General features: G+C 68.0%; 15 protein-coding genes. 6 read left to right on the forward strand and 9 right to left on the reverse strand.

From position 1 onward, the window contains the following. Window positions 1–14 precede the first annotated feature (14 nt). A complete protein-coding gene (locus tag ACRDNQ_RS11290; protein WP_431828744.1) occupies window positions 15–782 on the forward strand; it encodes a glycosyltransferase family 25 protein in 768 nt (255 codons plus the stop codon). Here ACRDNQ_RS11290 and ACRDNQ_RS11295 read toward each other — a convergent pair. Further along, window positions 779–1,531, reverse strand: a complete 753-nt coding sequence (locus ACRDNQ_RS11295) for a hypothetical protein (protein ID WP_431828745.1) — start codon at window positions 1,529–1,531, stop codon at window positions 779–781. The two genes, ACRDNQ_RS11290 and ACRDNQ_RS11295, sit on opposite strands and share 4 nt — an antisense overlap. Window positions 1,532–1,667: 136 nt before the next feature. Here ACRDNQ_RS11295 and ACRDNQ_RS11300 point away from each other — a divergent pair, with 136 nt between their 5' ends. From ACRDNQ_RS11300 to ACRDNQ_RS11315, 4 genes are all read left to right on the forward strand, one after another. Beyond that, window positions 1,668–2,825, forward strand: a complete 1,158-nt coding sequence (locus ACRDNQ_RS11300; RefSeq protein ID WP_431828746.1) for a rhamnan synthesis F family protein — start codon at window positions 1,668–1,670, stop codon at window positions 2,823–2,825. A gap of 93 nt (window positions 2,826–2,918) precedes the next feature. Next, entirely contained in the window at window positions 2,919–4,049 is a 1,131-nt protein-coding gene (gene neuC / locus ACRDNQ_RS11305) for a UDP-N-acetylglucosamine 2-epimerase (protein ID WP_431828747.1), read from the forward strand. Beyond that, entirely contained in the window at window positions 4,033–5,313 is a 1,281-nt protein-coding gene (locus ACRDNQ_RS11310; RefSeq protein ID WP_431828748.1) for a 3-deoxy-D-manno-octulosonic acid transferase, read from the forward strand. Before neuC ends, ACRDNQ_RS11310 begins: the two co-directional genes overlap by 17 nt. Further along, window positions 5,310–6,626, forward strand: a complete 1,317-nt coding sequence (locus ACRDNQ_RS11315) for a 3-deoxy-D-manno-octulosonic acid transferase (RefSeq protein ID WP_431828749.1) — start codon at window positions 5,310–5,312, stop codon at window positions 6,624–6,626. The genes ACRDNQ_RS11310 and ACRDNQ_RS11315 overlap by 4 nt, the downstream gene beginning before the upstream one ends. On the opposite strand, the gene ACRDNQ_RS11320 is transcribed toward ACRDNQ_RS11315, so the two are convergent. From ACRDNQ_RS11320 to ACRDNQ_RS11330, 3 genes are read right to left on the reverse strand one after another with little or no spacing between them, the layout of a single operon-like run. Next, window positions 6,623–7,564: a Gfo/Idh/MocA family protein gene (locus ACRDNQ_RS11320; protein WP_431828750.1), complete on the reverse strand. Its 942-nt coding sequence runs from the start codon at window positions 7,562–7,564 to the stop codon at window positions 6,623–6,625. The genes ACRDNQ_RS11315 and ACRDNQ_RS11320 overlap by 4 nt on opposite strands. After that, entirely contained in the window at window positions 7,558–8,349 is a 792-nt protein-coding gene (locus ACRDNQ_RS11325; RefSeq protein ID WP_431828751.1) for an SDR family oxidoreductase, read from the reverse strand. Before ACRDNQ_RS11325 ends, ACRDNQ_RS11320 begins: the two co-directional genes overlap by 7 nt. A 7-nt stretch (window positions 8,350–8,356) precedes the next feature. Continuing rightward, on the reverse strand, window positions 8,357–9,061 hold the full coding sequence (locus ACRDNQ_RS11330) for an acylneuraminate cytidylyltransferase family protein (RefSeq protein ID WP_431828752.1): 705 nt from the start codon (window positions 9,059–9,061) through the stop codon (window positions 8,357–8,359). Window positions 9,062–9,277: 216 nt separating this feature from the next. Between ACRDNQ_RS11330 and ACRDNQ_RS11335 the strand changes: the two genes are divergently transcribed. Next, window positions 9,278–10,513, forward strand: coding sequence for a lytic murein transglycosylase (locus ACRDNQ_RS11335; RefSeq protein ID WP_431828753.1), 1,236 nt, complete (start codon window positions 9,278–9,280; stop codon window positions 10,511–10,513). 3 nt (window positions 10,514–10,516) lie between these two features. Here ACRDNQ_RS11335 and iolB read toward each other — a convergent pair whose 3' ends face one another. From iolB to ACRDNQ_RS11360, 5 genes are read right to left on the reverse strand one after another with little or no spacing between them, the layout of a single operon-like run. Beyond that, the gene (gene iolB, locus ACRDNQ_RS11340; protein WP_431828754.1) at window positions 10,517–11,329 is read right to left on the reverse strand and encodes a 5-deoxy-glucuronate isomerase; all 813 of its coding nucleotides are present in this window, start codon (window positions 11,327–11,329) and stop codon (window positions 10,517–10,519) included. 15 nt (window positions 11,330–11,344) lie between these two features. After that, complete coding sequence (locus tag ACRDNQ_RS11345; RefSeq protein ID WP_431828755.1) at window positions 11,345–12,511, reverse strand: phytanoyl-CoA dioxygenase family protein; 1,167 nt, start codon at window positions 12,509–12,511, stop codon at window positions 11,345–11,347. Continuing rightward, window positions 12,508–12,771, reverse strand: coding sequence for a hypothetical protein (locus tag ACRDNQ_RS11350; protein WP_431828756.1), 264 nt, complete (start codon window positions 12,769–12,771; stop codon window positions 12,508–12,510). Before ACRDNQ_RS11350 ends, ACRDNQ_RS11345 begins: the two co-directional genes overlap by 4 nt. Before the next feature lie 16 nt (window positions 12,772–12,787). Then, complete coding sequence (locus ACRDNQ_RS11355) at window positions 12,788–13,582, reverse strand: ATP-binding cassette domain-containing protein (RefSeq protein WP_431828757.1); 795 nt, start codon at window positions 13,580–13,582, stop codon at window positions 12,788–12,790. Window position 13,583: 1 nt separating this feature from the next. Beyond that, a complete protein-coding gene (locus ACRDNQ_RS11360; protein WP_431828758.1) occupies window positions 13,584–14,708 on the reverse strand; it encodes an ABC transporter permease in 1,125 nt (374 codons plus the stop codon). Window positions 14,709–14,733: the final 25 nt, after the last annotated feature.

Below are 14,733 nucleotides of genomic sequence, written 5' to 3' on the forward strand. Positions count from 1 at the left end.
GGCGAGACGCGATCATGACCCCGGACGATCTGCCGATCTTCGTCATCTCTCTGGCACGGGCGAAGGACCGGCGCGCGCGTGTCGGGACGCAGTTCGAAAAGGCCGGGCTGGCCTACAGCATCTTCGACGGCGTCGACGGGCGCCAGCGCGAGGCCGAGCTGCTGCAGAAGACCGACGTCGCCGGGTGGAAGCGCCACATGGGGGCGCCGATCAACATCGGCCACCTTGGGTGCTATGCCTCGCACGTCGCGCTGTGGGAGGCCATCGGCCAGGGACCGGACGAGATCGTGCTGATCTGCGAGGACGACGTCGTTCTGCACGACGATTTCCGCGCGGCGCTGGCGGCGGCGCTGAGCTGCCGCGGCGGATGGGACATCTGCCGCTTCGCCAAGGTCCGCGCCAAGGGCCCCCTGACCCAGCGCGCGGTCGGCCCCTATCGCCTGAACGCCTACTGGGGGCCGTTCACCGGGAACGCCTGCTACCTCATCAGGAAAGAGGTCGCGGCCCGGCTGGCGGGGCAGTTCTGGCCCATCAGCCGCGCCCACGATCACGAACTCAACCGCTTCTTCGCCCATGACGTTCGGCTGATGGGGCTCGAACCCTTCGCCGCACATGCCGAGGACAAGGGCGAAAGCTTCATCACCGGGCGGGCCATGTCCGAGTCCGCGAAATTCCCCTGGTGGAAGCGGTTGCCCTACTACGCCCAGAAGGCCGCCAACTATATCCGGCGCCTGGGGTGGCTGGCCCGGCACGGGATGCTGCGGTCGTCCCGCAACGGCTAGATCCGGCCCCCGTTCGCCACCCAGTAGTCCCGCGCCCAGCCGACATGGGCGCCGATGTGATGGGGAAACACGTCGCGGTTGCCCGTGCCTGCGCGGATCAGGTCCATAGGCCGGGGGTTTCCGTGGAAGATCACGGCCTTCACGTCCGGACCCGGGGTCCGCGGCGGCAGGAGGCGGTCGACGATCACCGGCCGGCGAAGGTGACGCTTGAAGCTGACCAGCCACGCCCTGGGCCAGTAACCGATGCCGTCGACGGCGTGGTGGATGTAGTTCTGTTCAAGCCCGTAACGCCCGGCGATCTCGTCCCGCCGGTTCCGGAGATCGTCGACCAGATAGCCCAGCGACCCCAGGTCGAAAGCGAAGATCGAGCTCATCGTCGACGGCCCGCCGCCGGTCCAGGCGCCCTCGTCGATCGCGACGAGGCCCTCGCCGTAGGTAAAGAACTCGGACAGGTCGCCCCAGACGATGGTGTCGAGATCGATGAAGAGCGCGCGCCCGCGAAGGCCGTGCAGATCCTTCGAGAAGACCGAGATCTTGGGCCAGGCCCCGATCCGGGTCAGATCCTCGCGCAGCCCCATGTCGGGGATCGGCAGACACTCGACATCGTCCTGGATTCCGTCGGCATCGTCGGTCAAGCAGACGAACCTGTGGTCCCCGGGCAGATGCCGCCGAACGGCGTTGCGAAGGACGTTCACGTAATCGGGGCCATAGACGCGGCCCCATTTCATGCAGATCACGACACGGTTCATGACGTCCCCCTTTTCGCCCTTCTACAACCGGTGTCCGGCAAGCGGAAGGACGCGGAAGCAGGGCTTTACGCCGCCCTGCCGCGTCTGTAGAGCTACGGAGCCCGTCGAGACCACCCCTCGCGTTTCAGGAGGGACGATGATACCAGCCTGGAAACTTCGCCGCGAAGTGCGGCGTGTCGTGCAGCAGATCGCGACCCTTCCAAGCACGATCGTCCAGTTGCCCAATCGCCTTGGCGAACCGCGCCGCAGGCGTCTGCATGACGCCCGTTTCCGCGAAACCGTGCGTCTGCGCGACGGCACGATCTCTCCCGGGTCGCAGATCGGTATCTTCTTGATCTATCAGCCCCACGGCATCGCGCCGTCGGTTCTGGCGACCTGCGACTGGCTCGTCGCGAACGGCTTTGCGCCTCTGGTCGTGTCGAACTGCCCCGTCACGGACGCCGATTTCGCGAAACTCGCCCCTCGCTGCTGGCAGACGATGGAGCGGCCGAACTTCGGTTACGACTTCGGGGGCTACCGCGACGCGATCCGCCATATCAACGGGCAGGGGCTGTCGCCTGGGCGGCTGATCATCATGAACGACAGCGTCTGGTTTCCCATGCGCAGCGACGTGATGGAGCGGCTTGTCGCGCTGCCGCAGGACATCGTCGGGCTTCTTCAGGACGAGAAGGTCGCCCACGACCGGCAAGGCGGCATGCCCACCGACCGCATGCATCTGGAATCCTATTTCTTCCTGATCCGGGAACGCGCCTTGTCGTCCGAGGTCTTCCGGCACTTCTGGCGGGACTACCGCATGACGGATTTCAAGCCCAACACGATCAAGTTCGGCGAAATCGGCTTTTCAAAGGCGATGGCGGCGGGGGGGCTGAGCCTTGGGGCGCTGACCGACCGGAGCCGCTTTCTTGCCGGCCTGCGCGGCCACGACGCGGCGGGGCTTCGCCGGATCCTGAGCTATGCGGCTTATGCCGATCGCGACATTGCCGCCGACGCCGACCGCGTGCTGGCGGAATACGCGCCGACCGAGGCGTGGCGCGAGCGCGCCTTCGCCCACATCACGCGAGCGGTCAACCGCAAGCGGTTCAACGCCAGCTTCCCGCTTGCGACCGACGAGGTCTTCGGCATCCACTTCCTCAAGAAAAGCCGCGAGCCGATCTTCTCCAACATGAGACGGGCCTACGTGCGCCTTCTGGACGACAATCTGGTGCAGCCGCCGCCCCCCGAGATCGAGGCCGAGGTTCGCAAGGCCGTGGCGCGGGATTTTCCGGAACAAACAGGATCGCCAAGGGTTGCCTAGCGCCCGCGCCGTCCGACCGGGGGTTGAAGCTTGTCTCTGTCCCACGCGGCCCTTAAGACGATCGGCGATCCCAGCGAGGCGACCGCCCCGATCATGACCCGCACGCTTCTTTTCGTCACCGGCACCCGCGCGGATTTCGGCAAGCTCGAACCGCTTGCCGTGGCCGCACGGGACGCGGGCCTCGCGGTGCGGTTCTTCGTGACCGGGATGCACATGCTCGACCGATACGGGCTAACCAAGCTCGAGGTGCATCGCCTTTCGGGCGTCTCGGTCCACGAGTTCCTCAACCAGCGCCCGGGCGATCCACAGGACGTGATCCTGGCCAAGACGGTCAGTGGGTTCTCGGACTATGTGGCCGAGAACCGGCCCGACCTGATCGTGCTGCACGGCGACCGGGTCGAGGCGCTGGCCTGCGCGCTGGTGGCCGCGACGAACTACATCCGCTCGGCCCATATCGAGGGTGGCGAGGTGTCGGGCACCATCGACGAGGTCTTCCGCCACTGCATCTCGAAGCTTGCGACCCACCATTTCGTCAGTTCCGAGGCCGCCGCGCAGCGGGTGATGCGGCTGGGCGAACCGGCCGACAGCGTCTTTCTCATCGGCTCGCCCGAGCTTGACAGCCACGCCGCCCCCTCGGACGTGACGCTGGACGAGGTGCGGCGTCGCTATGCGATCCCGTTCGACGACTACGGCATCGCCACCTTCCACCCCGTGACGTCCGAAGCGGACACGATGGATGCGCAGGCGCGCGCTCTTTTCGGCGCGCTCGCGGCCTCGGGCCGGGAGTTCGTTGTCATCGCGCCGAACAACGATCCGGGCTCCGAGGCGATCTTCGAGGTCATCGAAGGCCTGCCTCGGGACCGCTTCCGCCTGATCCCGTCGATGCGGTTCTCGCATTTCTCGGTCCTGATGAAGAACGCCGCCTGCATGGTCGGCAATTCCTCGGCCTGCGTGCGCGAGGCGCCGTTCCTTGGCATCCCGTCGCTCGATATCGGCACGCGGCAGCGAAACCGGGCGCTGTCGCCGGCGATCTCGTCCGCCGATGCCACCGACAAGGACCGGATCCTCGCGTTCCTCGCCACCGAATGGGGCAAGCGTTATCCCCGCGACACGGGCTTCGGCGAAGGCCGGGCGGCCGCACGTTTTGCCGAGATCCTTCAGGACGATGCCTTCTGGACGCGCGGGCTTCAGAAGGTCTTTCACGACCATGCCCCCGGCGGGTGATCCTGCGCGACGCGGGCCTGCCTTGCGTCTTTACCTTGCCGCAAGCCGCGTCATTCCCCTGGTCGCCCCGGCTGTCCTTCGGCGCCGCCTTGCGCGGGGAAAGGAAGACCCGCAACGCTGGCAGGAAAAGCTGGGCCGCCCGACAATGCCCCGGCCCGACGGACCTCTGGTCTGGTTGCATGCCGTTGGCCTGGGCGAGGTGCTGGCCCTGCGCGGCCTGATCGCGGCGGTGGCGCGCCAGCGGGATGGGCTGTCGTTCCTGATCACCTCGACTGCGCGGTCCTCGGCCGGGGTCGTCGCCGCCAATCTGCCGCCGCGCACCAGCCACCAGTTCTTGCCGCTCGATGCGCCGCGCTACCTTGCGCCCTTCCTCGACCACTGGCGGCCCGACCTTGCCATCTGGTCCGAACAGGACCTCTGGCCCGGGGCGGTCGCCGCCGCCCAGGCACGCGGCATCCCGCTGGCCTATGTCAACGTGCGCATCACCGCCGAAAGCGCCCGTCGCCGCGCCTTTGCCGCTGCGGTCTACCGTGACACGCTGTCCTGCTTTGCGCTGATCGCCGCGCAGGAGGAAGGCACGGCCGCGCGGCTCAGGTCGCTTGGGGCTGGAGAGGTGCGCGTGACGGGCTCGCTCAAGTCGGCGGCGCCGCCGCTTGCGGCGGACCCTGACAGCCTTGACCGCTTGCGCGCGCTTCTCGCGGGCAGGCGGCCCTGGGTCGCGGCCTCGACCCATCCCGGCGACGAAGAGGCGGCGATCGCGGCCGCCGTTGCCTTGCGCGACGACCCGGCCGACCTGCTGATCCTCGTGCCGCGCGATCCCGGTCGCGCTGATGCGATTGCCGCCAGACTGGGGAAGGCGGGTTTGCAGTCTGCCCGACGCAGCGCCGGCGAGGTTCCCGCGTCCGACACACGCGTCTGGCTTGCGGATACTTACGGCGAGCTTGGGCTTTGGTACCGCCTTGCCGACCGCGCGCTGATCGGCGGCGGGTTCGACGCGATCGGCGGCCACAACCCTTGGGAGGCCGCCTGCCTTGATACCGCGATCCTGCACGGCCCGGACGTTGCGAACTTCGCCGCCGACTATGCCGCGCTTCACGCGGCGGGGGCTGCGCGCGAGGTGCGGTCAGACGGGCTTGCCACGGCGCTTGAGGCCGAAGACCTGCCGGCCCTGGCCGCGCGCGCCCGCGCGCTGGTCGAGGGCGCGCGCGGTGCGCTCGACCCGCTGGCGGTCGACCTTCTGGCGCTGATGGACCCTCCAGGATGAGCGTGCGGATGCGCCTTTTTCTGGGGCTATGGTCCTTTCTCTGGACGGTGGGAATGCCGTTTGTCCTGCTTTACCTGCGTCGGCGCGGGCGCAAGGATGAGCTTTACGCCGCGCATCTCGACGAACGCTTCGGCCGCTACGATCAGACTTTGCCAGGGGCCGTCTGGGTTCACGCGGTGTCTTTGGGCGAGATGCGTTCGGCCGTGCCACTGATCCGCGCGCTTCTTGATCGGGGCGAGCGGGTGGTCGTCACGCTTTTCACCCCCGCCGGCAGGCGCGAGGCCGAACGGGTCTTCGCCGCCGATATCGACACGGGCCGCCTTGCCGCCGTCTGGGTTCCGTTCGAGACAGGCGCAGCCTACCGGCGCTTCCTGGACGCCTTCCGCCCGCAGTATGGCCTTGTGATGGAGATAGAGATCTGGCCGCGCATGGTCCAAGCGGCGAGGGCGGCGGGCGTGCCGCTTTTCATGTGCAACGCCCAGTATCCCACGAAGTCGATCGCCCGCGACAGCCGTTGGCCGCGCCTGAGGCAAGAGGTCATGCGGGGCTTCGCCGGGGCCTTCGTAAAGTCCGATCTTCAGGCCGAACGCTTCGCCGCGATCGGCGTGCCGAACATCCACGTCACGGGCGAGTTGCGTTTCGACCAGCCGATCCCGCCCGTCTTGCTGGACGCTGGCCGCGCGGCGCGCGACTGGATCGGGGCGCGCGACCGCCGCGTGATCACCATCGCCAGCGCCGTGGAAGGCGAGGACCCCGTCTATCTCGACATGATCCGCGCCTTGCGCGACGGCGGCGGCGTGCCGCCGCTGTTCATCTATGTGCCCCGCCGCCCCGAGCGTTTCGACGAGGTGGCCGGGTTCCTGGAAGCTGCCGGCCTGTCGGTCCTGCGGCGGTCACGCGCGCTGGGCGAAACGCTGGGCGTCCCCATCGACGCGCCAGCCCCGGTCGCCGTGCCGGACATCTTCCTGGGCGACAGTCTGGGCGAGATGTATTTCTACCTCGCCATGGCCGATGCCGTGGTCGTGGGCGGCGGCTTCACCCCGCACGGCGCGCACAACATCATCGAGCCGCTCGCGGTCGGCAAACCCGTGGTGACCGGACCCGAGGTCGGGACGATCGAGTATCCGTTCGTCGAGGCCGAGGCCGCCGGCGTCGCGTGGCGGGTGCGGGACGCGGCCGACCTGGCCGGGGCGGTGCGCGGCCTCAGCCCGGACACGCAGGCGATCGAGCGCTTTCTTGCGGACCACGCGGGCGGCGTGCGTCGGCTGCTTGCGGCGCTCCCCGATGCGCTTGCCACAGCGCGCGGCGCTTAGACCAGATCGAAGTCCACCGTCCCGACGAACCGCCGCGCGGCCCAGGCCGCGGCGATGAAGGCGGTGCTGTCCGACATGCGATCGAAGCGCGGCATCAGCGGGTTGCCCGAGGTCTGCGTCCCCGCCACCAGCGCCAGGAAGTCGCGCATCGCACCCAGGAACATGTCGTTGCGCTCGAACGTGTAGGTCGTCGTCTCGGCCGCCCCGGGCGTGACCACGGTCAGGGCCGGCGTCAGGAAGTCGACCTCGACATGGTGATCGAGCCCGCGCAGCAGGGTCCGCCGCATCGACACCGGCGACAGGTAGTCCATCGCGATCCGTCCGACCGGCCCTCCAGGGGCCGCCGCCTGCACGAAGCTTGCCATGTCGACGCCCGGGAACCCGTCGTGCCCCAGCGCGTCGCAGCGCGTCACCGCCAGCCCCGGGAAAAGCGCGCAGGCCATGTCAAGCTCGTGCGACAGGTCCAGAAGGACGCCGCCGCCTTCGGCCTGCGAGGCATAGCTGTCGGCAAAGCGCCAGTTCGCGCGCCACTGCCGCACGTCGTGGCCGATCTCCATCGAGAAGCCGTAAATGTCCGAAGGGTCGCGCGCGGCCAGATCGCGCAGCGCTGGGTGATAGCGCATCATGAAGCCCACCATCGAGCGCTCGGCCACTGGTGCGGCCGCGGCGGCGATCGCGCGCGCCTCGTCCGGTGACCAGGTCAGCGGCTTTTCGGCATAGAAGGGCAGGCCCCGCTCGGCGCAAAGTGCGATCAGCGCGCGCCGGATCGGCGTGGCCGTCGCGATCACCACGCCGTCGAGGCCGGCATTGAGCGCTTCGGGCCGGAAATCGCGCCACGGGATGTGCAGAACATCCACGCCCAGCGTGCGCAGGTTGCCCGCGTGCCGCGTCCCGATCGACCCGGCTCCGATGACGGCGATGCGCAGGCCGCCTACCACCCCGAGAAACCGCCGTCGACGTTGACAAGCTGGCCGGTCATGTAGCCCGCCTGCGGGCTGCACAGGAACAGCATCACGTCCGCGATCTCGTCCGGGGCGGCCATGCGGTTCATCATGATCAGCTCGCCCACACGGCGCTGGAATTCCTCGGAATGGCCGTTGAAGACGGCCCCGGGCGCGATGGTGTTGACGGTGGCATCCCGACCCGCCCAATAGCCCGCCAGCCACAGCGTCAGTCCGTGGATACCCGCCTTCGTCGTCGAATAGGCCGAGAAGCTTTTGAACGGCATGCCTTCGTAGATCCGGTGGTGCGGGCCGTTCAGCGCATACATCGAGGCCACGTTGATCAGCGTGGCGGGATATCGCCCGACGATGTCGCGGTCCATCTGCCGGGCGATCATGAAGGCGCCGGTCAGGTTGGTGCGCAGCGTGCGTTCCCAATCGGACACCGAGGTGTCGGCGAAGGAGGGAAAGCTTTTCCCCGCGCCCATCAGCAACTCGCCCGTGATCGCGGCGTTGTTCAGCACCACGTTCGGGCTCCAACCGTCGACCATGACCCGCCGGAAGATGCCGGTCACCTGCTCTTCATCGCCGACGTCGAGCTCGTGGAAGCGGAAATTCGGACTTTCGCCATGCGCGGCGATCAGCGCCTCGGCCCGTGCGCCGGGCAGGTCCGTAGCGATCACCCGCGCGCCCGCGTCGAGCATCCGGCGCACGTAGGTCGCGCCCAGCACCCCGCCCGAGCCGGTGATGAATATGGTGCGGTCGGAAAGGTCTGCGGTCATGGGGCCCTCAGCCGGTTGCGGCAAGCCGGTCCCGCATGAGGAACTCGACCAGCCGGAAATCGAAGTCGCTGTCGATGTCGATACACCGCTCGGGCGGCATTTCGAAGGGGATGACGCGACCCTCATAGATGCTTGACGCCCGCCGCAGGTAGTCGGGGTCGACGACATAGGTCGAGGCCGCGTGTTCATAGACCCTCGGCGCGGTCTGGCGCGACCAGACCCCGCCCGGAAGCGGCTTCGAGACATGCAGAGCGCCGGTCTCGTCCGGTTCGACAAGGTTGAAATAGGGGTTCTTGCGCGCCTCGCAGACCGACATCACCATGTCGGGCCGTTGGGCCTGGAACAGGTCGAGCGCGCCGTCGATGTCGGCGGGGTCGCGCAGCGGCGCGGTCGCGTCGAGATCGAGGAAGGCCGTCACGGGCTGCCCAGCCGCCGCTTCGCCCGCCGCGAGCGAGTGCTGCCAGACGCCCCATTTCGGCGCGGTATCGGTGGCCAGGTCGTCGGGCCGCAATCCGATGTCGAGCGCGCCCTTCGCGATCACGTGGTCACGGATCACCGGATCGTCGGTCGACACGACGACCGCGCCGACCCGTGGGTTCGCAAGAAGCTGATCCAGCGACCAGTCGATCAGGGGCTTGCCGCACAGCGACTTGAAGTTCTTGCCGGGGACCCCCTTCGATCCCTTGCGCACCCCGATGTGACCCAAGATCATCGCTGCCCGCCTTTCGCGCTTCCGCCGCGCCGTGACTGCCGCCAGGCTGCGCAGGCGCCGGCGTGGCGCGCGCTCCTTCGGCCTTGCCCATGGGTTATCGGCAGGCAGGCGCCTTAGCAACCGCCTTCCCGACTGCACCCTTTTCCCCCATCCCGCGACGGGCTAAGTTCACCCCGAGGCGACCCACAGAACCGACCACAGAACGGGCAGGGCAGAATGATCCTATCGCGGCGAACCACCCTTCTTGGACTTGCGGCCGGCGCGCTGTCGGCCTGCACCGGCGGGTCGGCCCCTTCGGCCGTCTCGCGCGCCGCGCCGCCCCGGCCGGTGCCCAACGCCGCCTACGACACCTGGGTCGCCGGATTTCAGGCCCGTGCGGCGGGCCAGGGGATCGCCCCCGCCACCATCGACCGCGCGTTCCGCGGCGCGGGCTATCTGCCGGACGTGGTCGAGCGCGACCGCAACCAGACGGAATTCACCCGCTCGATCGAGGATTACCTGGCCATCGCCGCCTCGGACGAGCGCGTCTCGAAGGGCAGGGCGCAGCGCAGCCGGCAGTCCGGCACGCTGTCGGCGATCGAGACCCGCTACGGTGTCCCCCCCGAGGTGGTCACAGCCGTCTGGGGTCTTGAAAGCATGTATGGCGAGCGCATGGGCGACATTCCCGTCGTCTCGTCCACATCGACGCTGGCCTTCGACGGGCGGCGCGGAGCGTTCTTCGAGGGACAGCTTGTCGCGGCCCTGCGCATCCTTCAGCGCGGCGACATCACGCCCGAGCGGATGACCGGAAGCTGGGCGGGCGCGATGGGCCACACCCAGTTCATCCCGACCTCGTTTCTGGCCTATGCCGTTGACTTCACCGGCGACGGCCGCGCCGACATCTGGTCGGACAACCCAGCGGACGCGCTTGCCTCGACCGCGGCCTATCTGCAGCGGTCGGGCTGGCGGCCGGGACAGCCCTGGGGGATGGAGGTGCGCCTGCCCGCAGGGTTCAACGCGGGCCTTGCCGGACGAGGCAACCGCCGCGACGCCGGCGCCTGGTCGGCGATGGGCGTCACCGACATGTCGGGACGCCCGCTGCCGGGCGTCGGGCCGACCGCGATCCTGCTGCCAGCGGGGCCGAACGGCCCGGCCTTTGCGGTCTTCCGCAACTTCGACGCGATCCTGCGCTACAACAACGCCGAAAGCTATGGGCTTGGGGTCGGCCATCTGTCGGACCGCATCGCCGGCCGCCCGCCGATCCAGACGTCGTTCCCGCCAGATGCGACCGGCCTTACCATCGACGACCGCAAGGAGCTTCAGCGCCGCCTGACCGCGGCCGGCTTCGACACCGGCGGGGCGGACGGTGTGATCGGGTCGAACACCACGGCCGCGATCAGCGCCTATCAGGCGCAGGCGGGTCTGCCGGTCACGGGGCAGCCGTCGCCCGCGCTGCTTCAGCGGCTGCGCTGATCGTCAGTCCTGCGCGTCGCGCTGGACGATCCAGTCGTGATCGGGGTGGGTCCTGAACCGCCATTTGCGAAGCGGCCCGGCCATGACGTTGAGATAATACATCTCGTAGCCGTAGGGCGCTGCGCAGGGGTGATGGCCCCGCGGCACCAGCACGACGTCGTGGTCGGCCACCGCCATGGTCTCGTCCAGGCTGCCATCCTCGGTGAAGACGCGCTGGATGCCGAACCCCTGTGGCGGGTTCAGGCGGTGGTAATAAGTCTCTTCGAGGTAGGTCATGTCGGGATAGGCGTCCTCGTCGTGCCGGTGTGGCGGATAAGACGACCAGTGCCCCGCGGGCGTATAGACTTCGGTCACCAGAAGGCTGTCGGCGACGTCGCGGCCTTCCATCGCGATGTTGTGGATGTAGCGCGCGTTGGTGCCCTTGCCGCGTTCCTCCAGGGCGATGCCCGCAGGCCCGATGATCTGTGCCGGGTGCCCGCCGTGGCCGGGCGCGGTGCAGACCGCAAGCGTGCATTCGGTCGTGGCGGTCGCTGCCCAGGCCGATCCGTTCGGCACGTAGACGCAATGCGGCGGCGTCTTCTCGAAGACCTGCATCCGGTCGCCCAGGTCCCCGAAATCGCGGTCGTCCGCTTCGATCCGGGCCCTGCCTTCGACAAGGACAAGGATCGCCTCGCGGTCGCCCGTGCTGTCGGCCGCGCGGTCGCCCGCCCGCAGACGATACAGATCGAAGCCGACATAGGACCAGCCTGCGCTTTCGGGCGTGATCCAGTGGACACGTCCATGCCCGGCGCCGGGGGAGATCTTCAGCTTCGCCATCGTCCCCGTCCGCGCTCAGGCCACGCGCCGCGCGTCGCGGCGCAGCAGTTCGGCGTCGAAGGCTTCGGGCGTCATGCCGTCGTCCAGGGCGCGCAGGAAGAACGTGGCCTGCGTTTCGGGCGCAAGCCCGCCGGTCGGCGAGTCCGTGTCCAGGTTCGTGGGGAAGGCATAGCCCTCGGCCGCGGCGCGGACCGCGGCACGCGCCGCGGCCCATCCGATGCGGCCGTCCGCCAGAAGCCCCTGAAGCGCGGGGTAAAGCCGCCGGCACATCCCGGTGCGGTCGATGCTTTCCATTGCCCTGCCGAAGGCCGAGGACACCTGCAGAAGGTTGGCCATGCGGTGGATGTCGGCGGTGCAGTTCGTCCCGGCGGCATGGAACAGGGCGGGGTTGAAGAAGACCGCGTCACCCTTCGACAGCGGCACCTGTATGCAGCGCGCCTCGAACAGGTCCCGGAATTCGGGCAGCCGATAGGCAAGGTAGCCCGGGCGATAGAGTTGCGAGAACGGCAGAAGCTTCGTCGGCCCGCTTTCGACGGGCATGTCGCAATGCGCGACCGCGCCCTGAAGCGTCATCACCGGCGACAGGTCGTGGACGTGGGCGGGATAGGCGGCGGCCGCCTCGGCGGTCTGGAAGCCCAGGTGATAGTCGCGGTGCGCCTCTTGCGCCGCGCCGCCCGGATGCACCAGGTTCACCTGCGCTGTCATCTGGTAGCCCGGGCCAAGCCAGGCCTCGGAGACCGCATCGATCGCCGTGTTTCCGAAGTAAAGCGCAAAAAGCTCGGCATCCGCGTCGCAGAGCTTCTGCAGGGAATTCCACAGACGGTCGTTCGCCCCGGCCGCCGCGAAGTGGTCGGCGCCGCCCGCGCCCGCGGCCTTCTCGCGCGCGATCAGCTCGAGATAGGCGTCGGTGGCCCGGTCGATCACGGCCGTGTCCCGGGCCGCGCCCTCGAGGGCCAGAACCCCCGGGCCTTCGCCCAGCACCCAGGCCCATTCGGCAAGCAGCCTGCGGCGGCCTGGAGCGTCGGCCAGAACCGGGTCAAGATGCGCCATCCGGTAGACCGGCACCTCTTTCTCGATCCGGTCCGCCATCGGGACCCGGGCGGGATCGAGCCGCCGGTCGATCAGGTCACGGAACGCGTCGATGCGGCAGTCCGCGGTATCGAAGTATCCGGTTGCGATCATGAGCCCTTCTCCTTCTCTCCGGCCTCGTAGTCCCGCGGGTCGAAGACGATGAAGAACTCGTAGATGGTGTAGATGCCGATCCCGCCCGCCAGAACCGCCCAGTAGGGGTTGCCGCCCCAAAGCTCCATCGCCGTCCAGCCGGCGATCACCGCGACTGTCGCGATGCGTCGCCAGAGCGGCCGGAAGAACGGCAGGCGCACGTCCAGCGCCGCATGGCGTCGGCGTCGGCGCGGGGTCGTCTGTTCGCTGTCACCATCCACCTTCGGCAGCTCCCGATCAGACCGTGCCGCCAAGCGAATCCTCGAGCGCCACAAGCTCCTGTCCGCCCGCCATCATGTCCTGAAGCTCGTCCGGGGTGATCTGGCCGCGCTGCGCCGTGCCAAGTGTCCGTCCGCGGTTGAGAACCGTGAACCGGTCGCCCACCGCAAGCGCGTGCCGCACGTTGTGGGTGATGAACACGACCGCGATGTTGCGCTTGCGCACCTTGTCGATGGTTGCCAGCACGTTCGCCGTCTGCCGCACGCCCAGAGCCGAGGTCGGTTCGTCGAGGATCAGCACCTTCGCGCCAAAATGGACGGCGCGCGCGATCGCGACGGTCTGGCGTTCGCCGCCCGAAAGGGTGCCGACCGCCTGGTCGGGACCGCGCAGGTTGATGCCCATCTTGCGCATCTCATCCATCGTGACGCGATCGGCATGGGCCTTGTCGTAGAACGGCATACCCGCGATCTTCTTCACCGGCTCGTTGCCCATGAAGAAGTTGCGGCTGACGCTCATCAGCGGGATCATCGCGAGGTCCTGATAGACCGTGGCGATCCCGGCCTCGATGGCGTCGCGCGGATCGTCGAAGTGCATGGGCCTGCCTTCAAAGAAGATCTCGCCCCGCGTCGGCTTGTGGACGCCGGACATCGTCTTGATGAAGGTGGACTTGCCCGCGCCGTTGTCGCCTAGAAGGCAATGGCATTCGCCGGGAAAGACGTCGACCGACACTCCGGCAAGGGCGATCACCCGTCCGAAGTGCTTTTCGATATTCTTCATCTGGATGATCGGCTCGTGCGTGGTTCGCGCGTTCATTTCAGCGTTCCCCCGTGATCATGCGGCGGATGTAGGTGTTCAGGATCACCGCGCAAAGCAGGATAACCCCCAGGAACACCCGGAACAGACTCGACTCGACGCCGGCGAAGAACAGGCCCTGCTGGACGACGCCAAAGATCAGCGCGCCAAGCGCGGCCCCGATGACCGACCCGTAGCCCCCCGTCAACAGCGCCCCGCCGATCACCACTGCGATGATCGCCTCGAACTCTTTCAGAAGGCCGCGATCCGCCCCGGCTGAGCCGAACTCCATCACCTGGCAGGTGGCGAAGACGGTCGCGCAGAAGGCGGTGAACATGAACATCAGGATCTTCACCCGGTTCACCGGCACGCCCACATAGCGCGCCGCCTGCGCATCGCCGCCGGCCGCGAAGATCCAGTTCCCGAACCGCGTCCGTGTGAGCAGGATGTGACCGAAGATCACAAGCAGGATCGCCCAGACGATCAGCATCGGGATGCCGTCGACGACCGGCTGTCCGGCCCGGTTGCCGCGGTCGAAGACCTGGATCAGGCCGGCTTCCCCCATCCAGGTGAAGAACCCGGTCAGGATCTTTCCGCCGAAGACCGGCGCCAGCCAGTCCCCCTGCGCCACGTCCGAGACGCCGCCGATGATCGTCTTCCGCTCGATCGTTTGCGGCAGATAGATGGTGAAGCCACGCAGGATGAACAGGAAGGCCAGTGTCACGATGAAGCTGGGCAGGCCTGTGCGGATCACGATGAAACCGTTGAGCGCCCCGATCGCGATCGCCAGCGCGAAGGTCACGAGGATGGCCATCCAGACCGGCCAACCCAGCGTGACCGAGAAGATCGCGATCATCATGCCGGAAAAACCGATCATCGAACCGACGGACAGGTCGAATTCGCCCGCGATCATCAGCAGGCAGGCCCCGACCGCGATGATCATGAACTGCGCCGAGACGACCGACCAGTTCAGGACACCCTGCGCGCTGAACATGCCACTGTCGGCGGCGAAGATCAGAAAGAAGACAAAGACCGCTACGGTTCCGACGATCCCGCCAAGTTCGGGCCGGATCAGCGCCTTGCGCCAGCCCGCGATCTCCTTGATGCGTTCGTCGGCTACAGGTGTGGGCTGCGCTGTCTCGGACATCGCGACGCTCTCCCCCCGGTTTTCG

The sequence above is a fragment of the Saliniferula longa genome (assembly GCF_050789285.1).
Classification (GTDB): Bacteria; Pseudomonadota; Alphaproteobacteria; order Rhodobacterales; family Rhodobacteraceae; genus CAVPWP01.

Excerpts from the sequence above, each read along its gene's own strand:
- ACRDNQ_RS11290 (WP_431828744.1), top strand. The coding sequence starts at position 15 with ATGACCCCGGACGATCTGCCGATCTTCGTCATCTCTCTGGCACGGGCG.
- ACRDNQ_RS11295 (WP_431828745.1), bottom strand. The coding sequence starts at position 1,531 with ATGAACCGTGTCGTGATCTGCATGAAATGGGGCCGCGTCTATGGCCCC.
- ACRDNQ_RS11300 (WP_431828746.1), top strand. The coding sequence starts at position 1,668 with ATGATACCAGCCTGGAAACTTCGCCGCGAAGTGCGGCGTGTCGTGCAG.
- neuC (WP_431828747.1), top strand. The coding sequence starts at position 2,919 with ATGACCCGCACGCTTCTTTTCGTCACCGGCACCCGCGCGGATTTCGGC.
- ACRDNQ_RS11310 (WP_431828748.1), top strand. The coding sequence starts at position 4,033 with ATGCCCCCGGCGGGTGATCCTGCGCGACGCGGGCCTGCCTTGCGTCTT.
- ACRDNQ_RS11315 (WP_431828749.1), top strand. The coding sequence starts at position 5,310 with ATGAGCGTGCGGATGCGCCTTTTTCTGGGGCTATGGTCCTTTCTCTGG.
- ACRDNQ_RS11325 (WP_431828751.1), bottom strand. The coding sequence starts at position 8,349 with ATGACCGCAGACCTTTCCGACCGCACCATATTCATCACCGGCTCGGGC.
- ACRDNQ_RS11330 (WP_431828752.1), bottom strand. The coding sequence starts at position 9,061 with ATGATCTTGGGTCACATCGGGGTGCGCAAGGGATCGAAGGGGGTCCCC.
- ACRDNQ_RS11335 (WP_431828753.1), top strand. The coding sequence starts at position 9,278 with ATGATCCTATCGCGGCGAACCACCCTTCTTGGACTTGCGGCCGGCGCG.
- iolB (WP_431828754.1), bottom strand. The coding sequence starts at position 11,329 with ATGGCGAAGCTGAAGATCTCCCCCGGCGCCGGGCATGGACGTGTCCAC.
- ACRDNQ_RS11345 (WP_431828755.1), bottom strand. The coding sequence starts at position 12,511 with ATGATCGCAACCGGATACTTCGATACCGCGGACTGCCGCATCGACGCG.
- ACRDNQ_RS11355 (WP_431828757.1), bottom strand. The coding sequence starts at position 13,582 with ATGAACGCGCGAACCACGCACGAGCCGATCATCCAGATGAAGAATATC.
- ACRDNQ_RS11360 (WP_431828758.1), bottom strand. The coding sequence starts at position 14,708 with ATGTCCGAGACAGCGCAGCCCACACCTGTAGCCGACGAACGCATCAAG.